Here is a 17772-nt window from a genome sequence, read left to right on the forward strand (position 1 = left end):
CCCGGGATGCGGCCACAATAGGGGGATGAGCGACAGCGCATCCCCACTCGCCGACCCGCATCTCGTCTTCGACCCCCTCACGGGGGACGGGCCGCGGGACATCGTGATCCTCGGCTCCACGGGTTCGATCGGCACCCAGGCCATCGATCTCGTCCGGCGCAACCCGGACCGCTTCCGCGTCACCGCGCTGTCCGCCGCGGGCGGCCGCGTCGGCCTCCTCGCCGAGCAGGCGCGTCAGCTGCGGGTCGGGACGGTCGCGGTCGCCGACGAGAACGCCGTACCGGCACTGCGCGAGGCACTGAAGGGGCAGTACGCCGCGGGGGAGGCGCTGCCCGAGATCCTGGCCGGACCCGACGCCGCGGCACAGCTCGCCGCGTCCGACTGCCACACCGTCCTCAACGGGATCACCGGCTCCATCGGCCTCGCGCCGACGCTCGCCGCCCTCGAGGCGGGCCGCACCCTCGCGCTCGCCAACAAGGAATCCCTCATCGTCGGCGGGCCCCTCGTCAAGGCGCTCGCCAAGCCCGGCCAGATCATCCCGGTCGACTCCGAGCACGCCGCGCTCTTCCAGGCACTGGCCGCGGGCACGCGCGCGGACGTACGGAAACTGGTCGTCACCGCCTCCGGCGGCCCCTTCCGGGGACGTACCAAGGCCGACCTGGCGAACGTCACCCCCGAGGACGCGCTGGCGCACCCCACCTGGGCCATGGGCCCGGTCATCACCGTCAACTCCGCGACGCTGGTCAACAAGGGCCTCGAGGTCATCGAGGCGCACCTGCTCTACGACATCCCCTTCGACCGCATCGAGGTCGTCGTCCACCCGCAGTCGTACGTCCACTCCATGGTGGAGTTCACCGACGGCTCGACCCTCGCCCAGGCCACCCCGCCCGACATGAGCGGCCCCATCGCCATCGGTATCGGCTGGCCCGAGCGCATCCCCGGCGCCGCCCCCGCCTTCGACTGGACGAAGGCGTCGAGCTGGGAATTCTTCCCCCTCGACAACGACGCGTTCCCGTCGGTCGGGCTCGCCCGGCACGTCGGAGAGCTCGCGGGCACGGCCCCGGCAGTGTTCAATGCCGCCAATGAGGAGTGCGTGGACGCGTTCCTGAAGGGCGCGCTGCCCTTCAACGGCATCATGGAGACCGTCACGAGGACGGTGGAGGAACACGAGACCGCCGTCACCGGCGGGCCGGGAACCTCCCTGACCGTCGCGGACGTCCTCGAAGCGGAGACCTGGGCGCGTGCTCGGGCACGCGAACTGGCAGCAAAGACGACCGCGGAGGCCCGTGCATGACGACACTGATGATGATCCTCGGGATAGTCGTCTTCGTGATCGGGCTGCTCTTCTCGATCGCCTGGCACGAACTGGGGCACCTGTCGACCGCCAAGATGTTCGGCATCCGCGTGCCGCAGTACATGGTGGGCTTCGGACCGACCCTCTTCTCGCGCAAGAAGGGCGACACCGAGTACGGCGTCAAGGCGATCCCCCTCGGCGGGTACATCCGCATGATCGGCATGTTCCCGCCCGGCGCCGACGGCCGCATAGAGGCACGGTCCACGTCCCCCTGGCGCGGCATGATCGAGGACGCGCGCTCGGCGGCGTTCGAGGAGCTCAAGCCCGGCGACGAGACCCGCCTCTTCTACACGCGCAAGCCCTGGAAGCGCGTGATCGTGATGTTCGCCGGGCCGTTCATGAACCTGATCCTCGCCGTGGCGATCTTCCTCGGCGTGATGATGACGTTCGGCATCAGCAGCCAGACGACCCAGGTCGGCAAGGTCTCCGACTGCGTCATCCAGCAGAGCGAGAACCGCGCCAAGTGCGAGAAGGGCGACAAGGCCGCGCCCGCCAAGGCGGCAGGCCTGAAGCCCGGCGACAAGATCGTCGCCTTCCAGGGCACGTCCGTCGACGACTGGTCCGCGCTCCAGTCGAAGATCCGCGAGACCATCGGCCCGGCCACGATCACGGTCGAGCGCGACGGCAAGCGGGTCGACCTGCACGCCAACCTCATCAGGAACCAGGTCACCAAGACCGACGGCGACGGCGCGTACGTGGAGGGCAAGTACGTCTACGCCGGCTTCCTCGGCTTCACCCCCGCCACCGGCATCGTGCAGCAGTCCTTCGGCGACTCCGTCGACCGCATGGGCGACATGATGGAGAACGGCGTCGAGTCGATCATCGCCCTGCCGTCCAAGATCCCCGACCTGTGGAACGCGGCGTTCGGCGACGGCGAACGCAAGCAGGACTCCCCGATGGGCGTCGTCGGCGCGGCCCGCGTGGGCGGCGACGTGTTCACCCTGGACATCCCGCCGGAGAACCAGATCGCGATGATGCTGTTCCTCATCGCGGGCTTCAACCTCTCGCTCTTCCTCTTCAACATGCTGCCGCTGCTCCCGCTCGACGGCGGCCACATCGCGGGCGCCCTGTGGGAGTCCCTGCGCCGCAACGCCGCGAAGGTCCTGCGCCGCCCCGACCCGGGCCCGTTCGACGTCGCCAAGCTGATGCCGGTCGCCTACGTGGTGGCGGGGATCTTCATCTGCTTCACGATCCTCGTCCTCATCGCGGACGTGGTGAACCCGGTCAGAATCTCCTGATTACGAGAAATTTACGGCGCCCCGGCACCTTGTGTGTCGGGTCGCCCACCATTGGGTGGACTTCCGGACGTGATGTGCCCGGGCCCGGTGGGGTGCCGTAATCTCGAATCCGGAGCCCGCCGATCTCGGGACCTGAAAGCACACGTAGTGCTCGACACTCCGTGATCCACACTCTTGGGGATGCTCGCCAGATGACTGCCGTATCGCTCGGAATCCCGTCCGTTCCGACCAAGCTCGCCGACCGAAGGGTCAGCCGTAAGATCCAGGTCGGCACGGTGGCCGTGGGCGGCGACGCACCGGTCTCGGTCCAGTCGATGACGACGACGCGCACGTCCGACATCGGCGCCACGCTGCAGCAGATCGCGGAGCTGACGGCTTCCGGCTGCCAGATCGTGCGCGTCGCCTGCCCGACGCAGGACGACGCGGACGCGCTCGCCACGATCGCGCGCAAGTCGCAGATCCCGGTGATCGCCGACATCCACTTCCAGCCGAAGTACGTGTTCGCGGCGATCGACGCCGGGTGTGCGGCGGTCCGCGTCAACCCGGGCAACATCAAGCAGTTCGACGACAAGGTCAAGGAGATCGCGCGGGCCGCGAAGGACGCGGGCACGCCGATCCGCATCGGCGTCAACGCGGGCTCCCTGGACGCGCGCCTCCTCAAGAAGTACGGCAAGGCGACCCCCGAGGCGCTCGTCGAGTCGGCCCTCTGGGAGGCGTCCCTCTTCGAGGAGCACGACTTCCGCGACATCAAGATCTCGGTCAAGCACAACGACCCGGTCGTCATGGTCAACGCGTACCGCCAGCTCGCGGCCCAGTGCGACTACCCGCTCCACCTCGGCGTGACCGAGGCGGGCCCCGCCTTCCAGGGCACGATCAAGTCCGCCGTCGCGTTCGGCGCGCTGCTCTCCGAGGGCATCGGCGACACGATCCGTGTCTCCCTCTCCGCGCCGCCCGCGGAGGAGATCAAGGTCGGCATCCAGATCCTCGAATCCCTCAACCTGCGCCAGCGCCGCCTGGAGATCGTCTCCTGCCCGTCCTGCGGCCGCGCCCAGGTCGACGTCTACAAGCTCGCCGAAGAGGTCACCGCCGGCCTCGACGGCATGGAGGTCCCGCTCCGCGTCGCCGTCATGGGCTGCGTCGTGAACGGACCCGGCGAGGCCCGCGAGGCCGACCTCGGCGTCGCCTCCGGCAACGGCAAGGGCCAGATCTTCGTCAAGGGCGAGGTCATCAAGACGGTGCCCGAGTCCAAGATCGTGGAGACGCTGATCGATGAGGCGATGAAGATTGCGGAGCAGATGGAAAAGGACGGAGTGGCCTCCGGCGAGCCCACGATCTCCGTCGCAGGCTGACCCGCGCACTCCCTCGTGCCCCCGCCTCCCCCCGGAGGAACGGGGGCACACCCACACCCGCCCCCACCCCTGCCCCCAGGGCACCCCCGGCACCGCCCCGGGTGCCCGGCCTCGCCGGTTGCCCTGCCCCGCGGGTGCCCTGCCCCCCCCGGTTGCCCTGCCTCGCGGCGCCCCCCCCTCGCGCACCCCACACGGCCCTGCCCCGTAAAGGCCGGGCACCGAACCCGCGCCCTCCATGCCGCCGCTGCGCGGCGTCCCCCTCCCACCCACCCGCCCGTTCACCCCGCACGGCCCTGTCCCGTAGGACCCCCACGCCCCCACACCGAGCCCGCGCCCCCCCCCGCCGCTGCGTGGCGGTTGCCTCCCCCCGCCCGCCCGTTCACCCTGCACGGCCTTGTCCCGTAGGGGCGGCCCTGCACTTTCGGAGCGAGTCCGCGCCCTGCCCCGCCGCTGCGTGGCGGTTGTCTCCCACCCGCCCGCCCGTTCACCCCGCACGGCCCTGTCCCGTAGGGGCGCTGTGCCCCGCACCGAGCCCGCGCCCCCTGCCCCGCCTGCCCGTTCGCACCGCACCGCCCTGTCCCGTAGCGGTGGCCCTGCACCTTCGGAGCGAGCCCGCGCCCGCCCCCTGCCCCGCCGCTGCGCGGCGAATGTCTGCCACCCGCCGACCCGTTCACCCTGCACGGCCCTGCCCTGTAGGGCCCCACGCGCCCGCACCGAGTCCGTGCCCCCCACCCCGCTGCTGCGCCGCGGTCCCCTCCAGCTTGCCCGCCCGTTCACCCCGCACCGTCGTGTCTCGTAGGGGGGCCTATGCCCCAGCAACAAACCCGTGCCTCCCGGCCCCGCCCGTTCACCCCGCCCCGCAAGGGGCCTAGCCCTGCGGCACCCCGTTGGTGCCGGGTAACGGGTGGGTGGGTGGGTGTCATGCCGCGGAGCGGCGCTGGGCCCGCGCAGCGCATGCGCGCCGCAAGGGATCCGTTCGTCCCGCAGGGTTCCCGCCTCACCGCCAAGGTGCCGAGTCACGGGTGGGTGGGTGGGCCCGGCGCCGCGGAGCGGCGGAGCGGCGGAGCGGCGGAAACGCCCCCCGGCCCCGCAGGGCACCGGGGAGGGGAGGGGAGAGGAGGGGACGTCGCCGTGGCGTCAGGCGCGGCCGCCGCACCCCCGCACCCCAACGGACAAATCCCCCTCCGCACAAGGCGCCCCCGCCAGGTACAGTGCGGAGATCAGCAGACCGTATGGTGAGGCCCCCGCACGTGTTGACTCAGACCACCACCCGGGTCCTCGAACCGAGTGACCTCGACGCCGCGCTCGCCGTGCTCGACCGCGAGCCGGTCGCGAACGCCTTCGTGACCGCTCGCGTCCAGGTGGCGGGCCTCGACCCGTGGCGCCTCGGCGGCGAGATGTGGGGCTGGTACGAGGACGGCATGCTGGCCTCGCTCTGCTACGCGGGCGCCAACCTCGTCCCCATCTGCGCCACCCCACGCGCCATCCGCGGCTTCGCGGACCGCGCCCGCAGGGCAGGGCGCCGCTGCTCGTCCATCGTCGGCCCCGCCGAGTCCACCGCCCAGCTGTGGCGGCTCCTGCAGCCCTCCTGGGGCCCCGCCCGTGAGGTCCGCGCCCAGCAGCCCCTGATGGTCGCCGACCGGCTCCCGGACGACATCGTCCCGGACCCGTACGTCCGTCGTGTCCGCAAGGACGAGATGGAGACGATCATGCCGGCGTGCGTGGCGATGTTCACCGAGGAGGTGGGGGTGTCGCCGCTCGCGGGGGATGGGGGGCTGCTCTATCAGGCTCGCGTCGCCGAACTCGTCGGCTCCGGCCGCTCCTTCGCCCGCCTCGACCGCGACGGCAAGGTCGTCTTCAAGGCGGAGATCGGCGCCGCCACGTCGCAGGCGTGCCAGATCCAGGGAGTCTGGGTGGCTCCCGAGTACCGCGGCCGCGGCCTCGCCGCCCCCGGCATGGCCGCCGTCCTGCGCTACGCCCTCGCGGACATCGCCCCCGTGGCCAGCCTCTACGTGAACGACTTCAACACCGCGGCCAGGGCGGCGTACCGACGCGTCGGCTTCCAGGAGGTCGGGGCGTTCATGAGCGTCCTGTTCTGAACGTGAGCGTCGCGAAGTAGGGTCGCCCCATGACAGACGATGTCGTGATCGCGCCGCTCGACCTCGCCGCGCGCGTGGACGACGCACTGCGCGTCCAGGCCCACGCCTTCGGACTGAGCGACGACGAAGTGGCCGTCCGGCGGCAGATCGTCCTGCGGCACCTCACCTACCCGGGCGCCCGCGCGTTCGGCGCGACCACACCCGACGACCGCCTCGTCGGCTTCGTCTACGGCATGCCCAACAGCCGTGGCCACTGGTGGTCGACGGTCGTCGAGCCGTACCTGCGCAGCCAGAACCTCGACGGCTGGCTCGACGACTCCTTCGTGATCACCGAGCTGCACGTGCACCCGGGTCATCAGAACCGCGGCATCGGGCGTGGTCTCATCACGACCATCACCGAGGGTGTTCGCGAGCCGCGCTCGATCCTCTCCGCCATCGACGTGGAGAGCCCCGCCCGCGGCCTCTACCGCTCCCTCGGCTACGCGGACCTGGCCCGCCGCGTCCTGTTCCCCAGCGCCGCCCGGCCCTACGCGGTGATGGGCGCGCCCCTGCCGCTGCCACCGCCGCCGAAACGGTTCTGAGCCGTAACCGATTTCCGCCCGCCCCCGGCCCCCGGCTAACCTCCTGCGTACCACCCTTACAGCAGGAGTTCACCATGGCCCAGGTCCAGCGCATGTCCCGACTGATGGCGAAGACCTTGCGCGACGACCCCGCGGACGCCGAGGTGCTCAGCCACAAACTCCTCGTCCGCGCCGGATACGTGCGCCGTACCGCCGCCGGTGTCTGGTCGTGGCTGCCGCTGGGCAAGAAGGTCCTCGCCAACGTCGAGCGCGTCGTACGCGAGGAGATGGACGCCATGGGCGGCCAGGAGGTCTCCCTGCCGGCCCTGCTGCCCAAGGAGCCCTACGAGGCGACCGGCCGCTGGACCGAGTACGGCGCGGAGCTGTTCCGCCTCAAGGACCGCAAGGGCGGCGACTACCTCCTCGGCCCCACCCATGAGGAGATCTTCACCCTCCTGGTCAAGGACCAGTGCACGTCCTACAAGGACCTGCCGGTGATCCTCTACCAGATCCAGACCAAGTACCGCGACGAGGCCCGCCCCCGCGCCGGCATCCTGCGCGGCCGCGAGTTCCTGATGAAGGACTCGTACTCCTTCGACCTGGAGGACGAGGGCCTCGCCCAGTCGTACGCGCTGCACCGCGCCGCGTACCAGAAGATCTTCGAGCGCCTCGGCCTGGACTACCGCATCTGCGCGGCCACCGCGGGCGCCATGGGCGGCTCGAAGTCCGAGGAGTTCCTCGCCCCGGCCGCCGCCGGTGAGGACACCTTCGCCGACTGCCCGAACTGCGACTACGCCGCGAACACCGAGGCCGTCTCGTTCGCCCTGAAGCCGGTGGACGCCGCGGGCGTGCCCGCCGCCGAGGACATCCCGACCCCCGACACCCCCACCATCGAGACGCTCGCCGCGCACCTCGGGGTCCCCGCGTCGGCCACCCTCAAGAACCTCCTCGTGAAGGTCGACGGCGAGATCGTCGCCGTCGGCGTCCCCGGCGACCGCGAGGTCGACCTGGACAAGGTCGAGGCGCACTTCGCCCCCGCCGCGGTGGAGCTGGTGACGGCCGCCGACTTCGAGGGGCGTGACGATCTCGTACGCGGCTACGTCGGCCCGCAGGGCCTGCAGAAGGTCCAGTACATCGCCGACCCGCGCGTCGCCCCCGGCACCGCCTGGATCACCGGCGCCAACAAGGACGGCGTGCACGCCAAGAACGTCGTCGCGGGCCGTGACTTCGAGGTCGACGCGTACGTCGACGTGGTCGTCGTCCAGGAGGGCGACCCCTGCCCGGCCTGCGGCACCGGCCTCAAGCTGGACCGCGCCATCGAGATCGGCCACATCTTCCAGCTGGGCCGCAAGTACGCCGACGCCTTCCAGCTCGACGTGCTCGGTCAGCAGGGCAAGCCCGTCCGCGTGACCATGGGCTCGTACGGCATCGGTGTCTCCCGCGCCGTCGCGGCGCTCGCCGAGCAGCACGCCGACGACAAGGGCCTGATCTGGCCCGAGGAGATCGCCCCCGCCGACGTCCACGTCGTCGCCGCGGGCAAGGCCCTCCAGACCGAGCTGGCCCTGGAGGTCTCCGAGAAGCTGGCCGCGGCCGGTGTCCGGGTCCTGGTCGACGACCGTCCCGGCGTCTCCCCGGGCGTGAAGTTCACCGACTCCGAGCTGATGGGCGTGCCGAAGATCCTGGTCGCGGGCCGCCGCTCCGCCGACGGCGTCGTCGAGCTCAAGGACCGCCGTACCGGCGAGCGCGAGGAGCTGACGGTCGACGAGGCGATCGCGCGCCTCACGGCCTGACAGCACACGAGAAGGGGCGCTCCGCACGGCGGGGCGCCCCTTCTCCCGTATACGTACACGTACCGCTACAGCCAGTCCGCGAACTCCAGCAGCAGTTCCGCGTCCTGCGGCCGTCCCACGCGCAGCGCCCGCACGCCCGACTCCACCGCGCGGAACAGCGTCCAGCCCCGGAGCCGTTCCTGCTCGACCTCCAGGGACTCCGCGAGCTTCTTCACGCGCCGCCGTGTGATCGAGGCGCCCGACGGCGAGGCGATCAGGTCCTCGACCCGGTCGCGGACGAGGCGGGCCAGGTCGAAGGCGGGCTCGCCGACCACCGGATCGGGCCCCACGGCCAGCCACGGCAGCCGGTCCCCGGCGAGCACCTTGCTCTGCCGGAACGTGCCGTGCAGCAGCCGGGGCTCCACGCTCGCCGCAAGGAGTTCGTCCCGGACCGCGAGCGCCGCGTCGACCAGCGGCGCGACCTCCGCGTCGGCCGCGGCGGACGCCCGCATCGCCTCGGCCTGGCGGCCCGTCCGCTCGGCGACCGTCTCGAAACGGTGCCCGGCGGGCGGCTCCACCCACAGCCTGCGCAGCGTCCCCGCCGCCTCCAGGAGCGCCTTTGCCTCGGGCAGCGACCGCACGGACACGTCACGGTGCAGCCGCTCCATGAGCAGCGCCCCGTCCGCGCACTCGGGGTCGAGGAGCCGCGCGGCGCCGAGCCCGTTCCAGTGGGCGAGCGCGGCCCGCTCGCTCTCCGGCCGCGACCTGGGCGGTACGAGCTTCAGTACCGCGGGCGTGTCGTCGGCCCGCCGCACCAGCAGCACGAGGCTGCTGCGGCCGCCGGGGACGTGCACCCGCTCGACGGTCAACTCGCGTAGAGCGACGGCCTCCTCGGCTGCCTTGGGCAGCTTGTCCAGCCAGTCGTCGCCGTCCTGCGCCGTCTCGCCGAGTGCTGTGACGAGGCGCTGCGGCGGTTCGAAAGCCATGCGCGAGTCGTTCCCTTCCTGAGCGCGTTACGCCTGGGGTGTCGCCGGTGCGGACGACGGTGTCGACCGCTCGGCGAGCCCAGGGAAGGCTACGCTCCCGCCCCGCCACCGTGCCGCACGGACCGCCGCCTCCCGCAGCGCGAGGGCCGCGGTGCCGCGCCGGGTGCCCGACGAGGCGCGTACGAGATCGGAGTAGACGCCCGCGACCCGGTCCTCGAGCTCCGTGGCGAGCCGGACGGCCGCGGCGGCGTCCGGCACCGGGAACGGCAGCGAGTACGCGGCGTCCGCGGACTGCGGCTCGCCGCCCAGGTCGCGCACCGCGCGCTGCAGCTCGTCGCGCCGGGCGCGGTGCGCGTCGTACGCCGTGCGCGCCTCGGACCTGCGCTTGTCGCCGATGCGGCCGCCGACGACGCCGTAGCCGTACACGGCGGCGTGCTCGGCGCCGAGGGCGGCTTGCAGCGCCTTCAGCTCGTCGTCCTTCGACGCCTCCCGCGAGTCCTTCGTGTCGCTCACTTGTCGTCCTCCGTCTCCGTCAGCAGGTAGGCGTGGGCCGCGCCCGCGGCGGCCACGGAGGCGAGCAGCCTGCCCTCCTCGGCGGGGGCGTCGAGCAGGGCCCTGCCCCGCCGGTCGGCCAGCTCGCGTTCGGACTTGGCCAGGTCGCGCACGGCCGTCCCGGGGTCCGTGGCCACGGAGGGCGAGGGAGCCTTCGACGGGGTGCCGGAAGGGGAGCCGGACGCCGTGGGGGACGGGCTCCTGTCGTACGCGCTCTTCTCGAACGCCTCCACGTGCCGCTTCACCTCGCCCCGCAGCGGCCCGAGCCGCACGTCGAGCGAGGGGTGCGCGGCCAGCACGGCGTCGTACCGCCCGAGGAGTTCCCTGCTGTCCTTCGCCGCGGCGGCGCGCAGGCGCCGGGCCGCGGACGGACGCTCGTCGGCGTCGGAGTCGGGGGAGTCCGTGCAGCCCGCGAGCAGCGCCGCCGACGCGATACCGGCGGCCCCGGTGAGCAGACTCCTTCGGCGCGGTCCCGGACGGGATCGCGGGGCGGTGAGATACGACGGCACGGCAGACGTCCTCGGAAGGAAGGCCAAAAGGCGCGAGCGAGAAGGGTGCGAAAGGGAACAGAAAGGAGCAGAAAGGGAGATCGGTGGGCACAGGCCCGGTGATCACCGTACCTTCGGACCGCCTCGGCGCCCGCGATCGGCTCGGAACGGAGCGCCGCATCGTCCTGCCCGTGGGCGGCAACACCCCTTCGGACCGGATACCCTTTGACCTGACACGCAGACTTGCAACGCACCCACAACAGCACACGCGGCCGAGGAGTCACCCGGATGAGCACCACCCAGAGCGAGAGGCTGCGGCAACTACTGGAACCGCTCGTCGCCTCCCAGGACCTGGATCTCGAAGAGATCGAAGTGGCCTCCGTCGGACGCAAGCGGGTGCTGAGAGTCGTCATCGACTCCGAGGACGGCGTGGACCTGGACGCGATCGCGGAAGTGAGCCGCGCGCTCTCCGCGAAGCTCGACGAGACCGACGCGATGGGTGAGGGCGAGTACGACCTTGAGGTCGGTTCCCCCGGCGCCGAGCGTGCGCTGACCGAGCGCCGCCACTACCTGCGCGCGGTCGGCCGCCTGGTGAAGTTCCAGCTCACCGAGGGCGACGAGGTGACCGCCCGCATCCTCACCGTGGACGACGAAGGCCTCGACCTCGAGGTGCCCGGCGTGAAGGGCCGCAAGCCCACCTCCCGCCGCCTCGCCTTCGACGAGATCGACAAGGCGCGCGTGCAGGTCGAGTTCAACCGCAAGGACAAGAAGGAAGAGGAGGCGTAGCCGTGGACATCGACATGAGTGCCCTGCGGGGTCTGGTCCGTGAGAAGGAGATCTCCTTCGACCTCCTCGTCGAGGCGATCGAGTCGGCCCTCCTCATCGCCTACCACCGCACCGAGGGAAGCCACCGCCGCGCACGCGTGAAGCTCGACCGTGAGAGCGGCCACGTGACGGTCTGGGCGAAGGAAGAGGCGGACGACCTCGAAGAGGGCCAGGAGCCCCGCGAGTTCGACGACACCCCGTCCGACTTCGGCCGCATCGCCGCGACCACCGCGAAGCAGGTCATCCTGCAGCGCCTGCGCGACGCCGAGGACGACGCGACGCTCGGGGAGTATGCCGGGCGCGAGGGCGACATCGTCACCGGCGTGGTCCAGCAGGGCCGCGACCCGAAGAACGTGCTGGTCGACATCGGCAAGCTCGAGGCCATCCTGCCGGTGCAGGAGCAGGTGCCCGGCGAGCAGTACCCCCACGGCATGCGCCTGCGCAGCTACGTCGTGCGGGTCGCCAAGGGCGTCCGCGGCCCGTCCGTGACCCTGTCGCGCACGCACCCCAACCTGGTGAAGAAGCTCTTCGCGCTGGAGGTCCCGGAGATCGCCGACGGTTCCGTCGAGATCTCGGCCATCGCCCGCGAGGCCGGCCACCGCACCAAGATCGCGGTCCGTTCGACGCGCTCGGGCCTCAACGCCAAGGGCGCCTGCATCGGCCCGATGGGCAGCCGTGTGCGCAACGTCATGGGTGAGCTCAACGGCGAGAAGATCGACATCGTCGACTGGTCCGAGGACCCGGCCGAGATGGTCGCCCACGCGCTCTCCCCGGCCCGCGTCAGCAAGGTCGAGGTCGTCGACCTCGGCGCCCGCTCGGCCCGGGTGACTGTGCCGGACTACCAGCTGTCGCTCGCGATCGGCAAGGAGGGGCAGAACGCCCGCCTGGCCGCGCGTCTCACCGGCTGGCGGATCGACATCAGGCCCGACACGGAGCAGCCCGAGCGCGACTAGCAGCGGGCGGTGGAGCCGTCCCGGGAATAAATTCCGGGCGGCCACCGCTTCGATCACGACAGTATGTGGCGAGTAGCCGTTCGATTCTTGCCCCAAAGGGGTGAGGTCGGTGCGGGGAGGTAGACTTAAGCGTGTCTGGCCGGACGCATGCCCGCGCATGCCCTGAGCGCACCTGTGTGGGGTGCCGGGAGCGAGCGGCCAAGAGCGATCTGCTGCGCATCGTGAGGAAAGAGGGCGCCTGCGTCCCCGATCCGCGCGGTACGCTGCCCGGCCGGGGTGCGTATGTACACCCCGCCCTGGTCTGTCTGGACCTGGCGGTCCGCCGCCGGGCGTTCCCGAGGGCGTTCCGCGCCCAGGGGCCGCTCGACACGGAGGCGCTGCGCCGGGCTGTCGAGACAGTTGCCCAGGAGGCAACACCGTAAGACGTGGGCGCACGGAACCCCGTGTGGCCCTGGTACCCCGCGAGTTGGAAGTAGGTCGAGATTGCGATGAGCACTCGATGAGCACGCGATGAGTACGCCCATGAAGTAGCGACGGTCCGGCGTAACCCGGACCTAAAAGGAGCGAAGTGGCTAAGGTCCGGGTATACGAGCTCGCCAAGGAGTTCGGAGTGGAGAGCAAGGTCGTCATGGCCAAGCTCCAAGAACTCGGTGAATTCGTACGTTCGGCGTCCTCGACGATCGAGGCGCCGGTAGTACGCAAACTGACTGACGCATTGAACCAGGGCGGTGGCAACGGCAAGTCCGCCGCCAAGCCCGGGGCCCCGCGCAAGCAGGCCGCCCCCAAGCCGGCGAGCCCCGCGGCTCCCGCATCCCCCTCTCCCGCGCAGGCCGCCCGTCCGGGTCCGGCCGCGCCGAAGCCGCCGGCGCCCAAGCCCGCCGCGGCCGAGAAGCCCGCGGCCGCCGCGACGCCGGGCCCGCGCCCGACGCCCGGCCCGAAGCCGCCGGCCCCCAAGCCCGCGCCGGCCTCGCCGGCCCCGGCCGCCCCGGAGTTCACCGCTCCGCCGGCCGCGCCTGCGGCATCCGAGGCTCCTGCCGCCCCGTCCGGCCCGCGCCCCGGCGCCCGTCCGGGCCCCGGCGCCCCGAAGCCCGGTGGCCGTCCGGCCCCCGGTCAGGGCCAGGGTCAGGGCCGTGGTGACCGCGGCGACCGTGGTGACCGCGGTGACCGTCAGGGTGCTGCGCGCCCCGGCGGCCAGGGTGGCGCCCCGCGTCCCGGCGGTGCCCGTCCCTCGGGTCCGCGCCCGGGCAACAACCCCTTCACCTCCGGTGGCTCCACCGGCATGGCGCGCCCGCAGGCGCCCCGTCCGGGTGGTGCCCCGCGTCCCGGCGGCGGCCAGGGCGGCCCCGGTGGCGCCCCGCGCCCGCAGGGCGGCCAGGGTGGCCCCGGTGGCGCTCCCCGTCCGCAGGGTCAGGGCGGCGCCCGTCCGACCCCGGGCGGCATGCCCCGCCCGCAGGGCGGCGCTCCGCGTCCCGGCGGCGGTCCCGCCGGTAACCGTCCGAACCCGGGCATGATGCCGCAGCGTCCCGCCGCGGGTCCGCGTCCCGGCGGTGGCCCCGGCGGTGGCCGCGGTCCCGGCGGCGGCGGTCGCCCGGGTGGCGGCGGTGGCGGTCGTCCCGGTGGCGGCGGCTTCGCGGGTCGTCCCGGTGGCGGTGGCGGCGGTTTCGCCGGCCGTCCCGGCGGTCCGGGTGGCGGCGGTGCCGGTCGTCCCGGTGGCGGCGGCGGCTTCGGTGGCCGTCCCGGCTTCGGTGGCCGTCCCGGTGGTCCCGGTGCCCGTGGTGGCACGCAGGGTGCGTTCGGCCGTCCCGGCGGGCCCGCCCGTCGTGGTCGCAAGTCGAAGCGGCAGAGGCGCCAGGAGTACGAGGCCATGCAGGCCCCGTCGGTGGGCGGCGTCATGCTGCCTCGCGGCAACGGACAGATCGTCCGCCTGTCGCGCGGTGCCTCGCTGACCGACTTCGCGGAGAAGATCAACGCGAACCCGGCCTCGCTGGTCGGCGTGATGATGAACCTCGGCGAGATGGTCACCGCCACGCAGTCCGTCTCCGACGAGACGCTGAAGCTCCTCGCGGACGAGATGAACTTCGTCCTCGAGATCGTCAGCCCGGAGGAGGAGGACCGCGAGCTCCTCGAGTCGTTCTCCATCGAGTTCGGCGAGGACGAGGGCGGCGAGGACATGCTCGTCTCCCGTCCGCCGGTCGTGACCGTCATGGGTCACGTCGACCACGGTAAGACCCGACTTCTGGACGCGATCCGCAAGACGAACGTCGTTGCGGGCGAGGCCGGCGGTATTACGCAGCACATCGGTGCGTACCAGGTCGCCACCGAGGTCAACGGTGAAGAGCGCGCCATCACCTTCATCGACACCCCCGGTCACGAGGCGTTCACCGCCATGCGTGCCCGTGGTGCGAAGTCCACCGACATCGCGATCCTCGTGGTCGCGGCGAACGACGGTGTGATGCCGCAGACGATCGAGGCGCTGAACCACGCCAAGGCGGCCGACGTGCCGATCGTGGTCGCGGTCAACAAGATCGACGTCGAGGGTGCCGACCCGACCAAGGTGCGCGGTCAGCTCACCGAGTTCGGTCTGGTGGCCGAGGAGTACGGCGGCGACACGATGTTCGTCGACATCTCCGCGCGCCAGGGCCAGAACATCGAGCAGCTGCTCGAGGCCGTGGTCCTGACCGCGGACGCCTCGCTCGACCTGCGGGCCAACCCGGAGCAGGACGCGCAGGGCATCGCGATCGAGGCCCACCTCGACAAGGGCCGCGGCGCCGTCGCGACCGTCCTCGTCCAGCGCGGTACCCTCCGCGTCGGCGACACGATGGTCGCCGGTGACGCGTACGGCCGAGTCCGCGCGATGCTCGACGACAAGGGCGAGAACGTCGAGGAGGCGACCCCGTCGACTCCCGTCCTCGTTCTCGGTCTCACCAACGTGCCGGGTGCCGGCGACAACTTCCTGGTTGTCGACGAGGACCGTACGGCGCGTCAGATCGCCGAGAAGCGTGCGGCCCGTGAGCGCAACGCCGCGTTCGCCAAGCGCACCCGCCGGGTGTCCCTCGAGGACCTCGACCAGGTGCTCAAGGCCGGTCTGGTCCAGGACCTCAACATCATCATCAAGGGCGACGCGTCCGGTTCGGTGGAGGCTCTCGAGTCCTCGCTGCTCCAGCTCGACGTCGGCGAAGAGGTCGACATCCGCGTCCTGCACCGCGGTGTGGGTGCGGTCACCGAGTCGGACATCGACCTGGCGATGGGCTCCGACGCCATCGTCATCGGCTTCAACGTCCGTGCGGCCGGTCGTGCCGCGCAGATGGCGGAGCGCGAGGGCGTCGACGTCCGCTACTACTCGGTGATCTACCAGGCCATCGAGGAGATCGAGGCGGCCCTCAAGGGCATGCTCAAGCCGGAGTACGAGGAGGTCGAGCTCGGCACCGCGGAGATCCGCGAGGTCTTCCGCTCGTCCAAGCTCGGCAACATCGCCGGTGTGCTCATCCGCTCCGGCGAGGTCAAGCGCAACACCAAGGCCCGCCTGCTGCGCGATGGCAAGGTCATCGCGGAGAACCTCAACATCGAGGGTCTGCGCCGCTTCAAGGACGACGTCACCGAGATCCGCGAAGGGTTCGAGGGCGGTATCAACCTCGGCAACTTCAACGACATCAAGATCGACGACGTCGTTGCCACGTACGAGATGCGCGAGAAGCCGCGCGGCTGATCAGTTCGCTGATCTGATCCGCTCGGTTCAGTGTCGGGGCCGGTCGACGGGGAAAATCCCGTCGATCGGCCCCGGCCGTTCCGTGTACGGTTCTTGTGTCCCTGCCAAGTGGTTGGCGGGGCCTCGACCCCGTACCGGCGGGACATCCGGACACACATGTATGTGGGGACTCTGTCCTTCGATCTGCTCCTCGGCGACGTACATTCGCTGAAGGAGAAACGCTCCGTCGTCCGTCCCATCGTCGCCGAGCTCCAGCGCAAGTACGCGGTGAGCGCGGCGGAAGTGGGCGGTCAGAACCTGCACCGCAGGGCCGAGATCGGCCTCGCGGTGGTGTCGGGTGACGCGGGCCACCTCCACGACGTACTGGACCGGTGCGAGCGCCTCGTCGCCGCCCGGCCCGAAGTGGAGCTGCTGTCGGTGCGACGGCGGCTGCACGGCGACGATGACTGAACACAGCAAGACAAGCCCAGGGAATGCCCGGGGATAAGGGAGACGGAGCAGTGGCCGACAACGCGCGGGCGAAAAGGCTGGCGGACCTCATCCGAGAGGTGGTTGCTCAGAAGCTGCAGCGCGGGATCAAGGACCCGCGGCTCGGCACGCACGTGACGATCACGGACACCCGGGTGACCGGTGACCTGCGGGAGGCCACGGTCTTCTACACGGTCTACGGCGACGACGAGGAGCGCGCGGCGGCCGCCGCGGGCCTGGAGAGCGCCAAGGGCGTCCTCCGGTCGGCGGTCGGACAGGCCGCGGGTGTGAAGTTCACGCCGACCCTGTCCTTCGTCGCCGACGCCCTGCCGGACAACGCGCGGGCCATCGAGGACCTGCTCGACAAGGCACGGATGTCGGACGAGAAGGTCCGGGAGGTCTCCGCGGGCGCCGAGTTCGCGGGCGGCGCGGACCCGTACCGCAAGCCCGAGGACGAGTCCGACGACGAAACGGACGGCGACGCCCGAGCATGAGCAACAGCGGCACCACGCCGGACGGCCTTGTCATCGTCGACAAGCCGTCCGGCTTCACTTCGCACGACGTGGTGGCCAAGATGCGCGGGATCGCCAAGACCCGCCGCGTCGGACACGCGGGCACCCTCGACCCCATGGCGACGGGCGTCCTCGTGCTCGGCGTCGAGCGCGCCACGAAGCTCCTCGGCCACCTAGCGCTGACCGAGAAGGAGTACCTGGGCACCATCCGCCTGGGCCAGAACACCCTCACCGACGACGCCGAGGGCGAGATCACCTCGTCGACGGATGCCTCGAAGGTCACCCGAGAGGGCATAGACGAGGGCATCGCCAAGCTGTCCGGCGACATCATGCAGGTGCCGTCCAAGGTCAGCGCCATCAAGATCGACGGCAAGCGGTCGTACGCCAGGGCCCGCAAGGGCGAGGACTTCGAGATCCCGGCCAGGCCGGTCACGATCTCCGCCTTCACGGTGTACGACGTCCGTGACGCGGTCGCCGAGGACGGCACGCCCGTGCTCGACCTGGTCGTCTCGGTCGTCTGCTCCTCCGGTACGTACATCAGGGCCATCGCCCGCGACCTGGGCGCCGACCTCGGCGTCGGCGGTCACCTGACCGCGCTGCGCCGCACCCGCGTCGGCCCCTACAAGCTGGACGCGGCGAAGACCCTCGACCAGCTCCAGGAAGAGCTGACCGTGATGCCCGTGGCCGAGGCCGCCGACCGGGCCTTCCCGCGCTGGGACGTGGACGACAAGCGCGGCAGGCTGCTGCTCAACGGCGTCCGCATCGACATGCCCGAGGAGTACGTGGGTGTGGGCGCCGTCGCCGTCTTCGACCCGGAGGGCCGCTTCCTGGTCCTCGCGGAGGAGTCGCGCGGCAAGGCCAAGAGCCTGGCCGTCTTCGCCTGACGTCGGCGCACCTCGTACCCCTGTGACGT

16 protein-coding genes are annotated in these 17772 nt (G+C 71.5%); 13 read left to right on the top strand and 3 right to left on the bottom strand.

Annotated elements, in window-relative coordinates; translation table 11 throughout:
* Window positions 1-25 precede the first annotated feature (25 nt).
* The 6 genes from dxr (at window position 26) to NOO62_RS29085 (ending at window position 8390) form a co-directional block, all read left to right on the top strand.
* Entirely contained in the window at window positions 26-1294 is a 1269-nt protein-coding gene (dxr, locus tag NOO62_RS29060) for a 1-deoxy-D-xylulose-5-phosphate reductoisomerase (protein WP_268773764.1), read from the top strand.
* A complete protein-coding gene (locus tag NOO62_RS29065; protein WP_268773765.1) occupies window positions 1291-2592 on the top strand; it encodes a M50 family metallopeptidase in 1302 nt (433 codons plus the stop codon). The genes dxr and NOO62_RS29065 overlap by 4 nt, the downstream gene beginning before the upstream one ends.
* A gap of 191 nt (window positions 2593-2783) precedes the next feature.
* Window positions 2784-3941: a flavodoxin-dependent (E)-4-hydroxy-3-methylbut-2-enyl-diphosphate synthase gene (gene ispG / locus NOO62_RS29070; protein ID WP_150215887.1), complete on the top strand. Its 1158-nt coding sequence runs from the start codon at window positions 2784-2786 to the stop codon at window positions 3939-3941.
* 1250 nt (window positions 3942-5191) lie between these two features.
* Window positions 5192-6040, top strand: a complete 849-nt coding sequence (locus NOO62_RS29075) for a GNAT family N-acetyltransferase (RefSeq protein ID WP_268773766.1) — start codon at window positions 5192-5194, stop codon at window positions 6038-6040.
* A 29-nt stretch (window positions 6041-6069) separates the two neighbouring features.
* The gene (locus tag NOO62_RS29080) at window positions 6070-6621 is read left to right on the top strand and encodes a GNAT family N-acetyltransferase (RefSeq protein ID WP_268773767.1); all 552 of its coding nucleotides are present in this window, start codon (window positions 6070-6072) and stop codon (window positions 6619-6621) included.
* A gap of 74 nt (window positions 6622-6695) precedes the next feature.
* The gene (locus tag NOO62_RS29085) at window positions 6696-8390 is read left to right on the top strand and encodes a proline--tRNA ligase (RefSeq protein WP_268773768.1); all 1695 of its coding nucleotides are present in this window, start codon (window positions 6696-6698) and stop codon (window positions 8388-8390) included.
* A 65-nt stretch (window positions 8391-8455) separates the two neighbouring features.
* On the opposite strand, the gene NOO62_RS29090 is transcribed toward NOO62_RS29085, so the two are convergent.
* The 3 genes from NOO62_RS29090 to NOO62_RS29100 are packed head-to-tail and all read right to left on the bottom strand — an operon-like array spanning window position 8456 to window position 10416.
* A complete protein-coding gene (locus NOO62_RS29090) occupies window positions 8456-9355 on the bottom strand; it encodes an aminoglycoside phosphotransferase family protein (protein WP_268773769.1) in 900 nt (299 codons plus the stop codon).
* Between the two features lie 27 nt (window positions 9356-9382).
* Entirely contained in the window at window positions 9383-9868 is a 486-nt protein-coding gene (locus tag NOO62_RS29095) for a ferritin-like domain-containing protein (protein ID WP_268773770.1), read from the bottom strand.
* Entirely contained in the window at window positions 9865-10416 is a 552-nt protein-coding gene (locus NOO62_RS29100) for a hypothetical protein (RefSeq protein ID WP_268773771.1), read from the bottom strand. The genes NOO62_RS29095 and NOO62_RS29100 overlap by 4 nt, the downstream gene beginning before the upstream one ends.
* A gap of 267 nt (window positions 10417-10683) precedes the next feature.
* Here NOO62_RS29100 and rimP point away from each other — a divergent pair, with 267 nt between their 5' ends.
* The 7 genes from rimP to truB all read left to right on the top strand — a co-directional run bounded on the left by rimP (window position 10684) and on the right by truB (window position 17743).
* Window positions 10684-11181: a ribosome maturation factor RimP gene (gene rimP / locus NOO62_RS29105; RefSeq protein WP_268773772.1), complete on the top strand. Its 498-nt coding sequence runs from the start codon at window positions 10684-10686 to the stop codon at window positions 11179-11181.
* A 2-nt stretch (window positions 11182-11183) separates the two neighbouring features.
* Window positions 11184-12173 carry a transcription termination factor NusA gene (gene nusA / locus NOO62_RS29110; RefSeq protein WP_268773773.1) on the top strand — a complete coding sequence of 330 codons (990 nt, stop codon included), beginning with the start codon at window positions 11184-11186 and terminating at the stop codon, window positions 12171-12173.
* 131 nt (window positions 12174-12304) lie between these two features.
* Entirely contained in the window at window positions 12305-12595 is a 291-nt protein-coding gene (locus tag NOO62_RS29115) for a YlxR family protein (RefSeq protein WP_150186513.1), read from the top strand.
* A gap of 146 nt (window positions 12596-12741) precedes the next feature.
* Complete coding sequence (infB, locus tag NOO62_RS29120) at window positions 12742-15879, top strand: translation initiation factor IF-2 (protein ID WP_268773774.1); 3138 nt, start codon at window positions 12742-12744, stop codon at window positions 15877-15879.
* A 156-nt stretch (window positions 15880-16035) separates the two neighbouring features.
* Entirely contained in the window at window positions 16036-16329 is a 294-nt protein-coding gene (locus NOO62_RS29125) for a DUF503 domain-containing protein (protein ID WP_150172847.1), read from the top strand.
* A 50-nt stretch (window positions 16330-16379) separates the two neighbouring features.
* A complete protein-coding gene (gene rbfA / locus NOO62_RS29130; RefSeq protein ID WP_268773775.1) occupies window positions 16380-16841 on the top strand; it encodes a 30S ribosome-binding factor RbfA in 462 nt (153 codons plus the stop codon).
* Window positions 16838-17743: a tRNA pseudouridine(55) synthase TruB gene (truB, locus tag NOO62_RS29135; RefSeq protein ID WP_268773776.1), complete on the top strand. Its 906-nt coding sequence runs from the start codon at window positions 16838-16840 to the stop codon at window positions 17741-17743. The genes rbfA and truB overlap by 4 nt, the downstream gene beginning before the upstream one ends.
* Window positions 17744-17772 lie beyond the last annotated feature (29 nt).

Source organism: Streptomyces sp. Je 1-369 (assembly GCF_026810505.1).
Taxonomy (GTDB): domain Bacteria; phylum Actinomycetota; class Actinomycetes; order Streptomycetales; family Streptomycetaceae; genus Streptomyces.

What these genes read in the sequence shown, in the direction of transcription:
- rimP (WP_268773772.1), top strand. Translation starts at nt 10,684, where the DNA reads ATGAGCACCACCCAGAGCGAGAGGCTGCGGCAACTACTGGAACCGCTC.
- NOO62_RS29065 (WP_268773765.1), top strand. Translation starts at nt 1,291, where the DNA reads ATGACGACACTGATGATGATCCTCGGGATAGTCGTCTTCGTGATCGGG.
- NOO62_RS29085 (WP_268773768.1), top strand. Translation starts at nt 6,696, where the DNA reads ATGGCCCAGGTCCAGCGCATGTCCCGACTGATGGCGAAGACCTTGCGC.
- NOO62_RS29080 (WP_268773767.1), top strand. Translation starts at nt 6,070, where the DNA reads ATGACAGACGATGTCGTGATCGCGCCGCTCGACCTCGCCGCGCGCGTG.
- truB (WP_268773776.1), top strand. Translation starts at nt 16,838, where the DNA reads ATGAGCAACAGCGGCACCACGCCGGACGGCCTTGTCATCGTCGACAAG.
- NOO62_RS29125 (WP_150172847.1), top strand. Translation starts at nt 16,036, where the DNA reads ATGTATGTGGGGACTCTGTCCTTCGATCTGCTCCTCGGCGACGTACAT.
- ispG (WP_150215887.1), top strand. Translation starts at nt 2,784, where the DNA reads ATGACTGCCGTATCGCTCGGAATCCCGTCCGTTCCGACCAAGCTCGCC.
- dxr (WP_268773764.1), top strand. Translation starts at nt 26, where the DNA reads ATGAGCGACAGCGCATCCCCACTCGCCGACCCGCATCTCGTCTTCGAC.
- NOO62_RS29090 (WP_268773769.1), bottom strand. Translation starts at nt 9,355, where the DNA reads ATGGCTTTCGAACCGCCGCAGCGCCTCGTCACAGCACTCGGCGAGACG.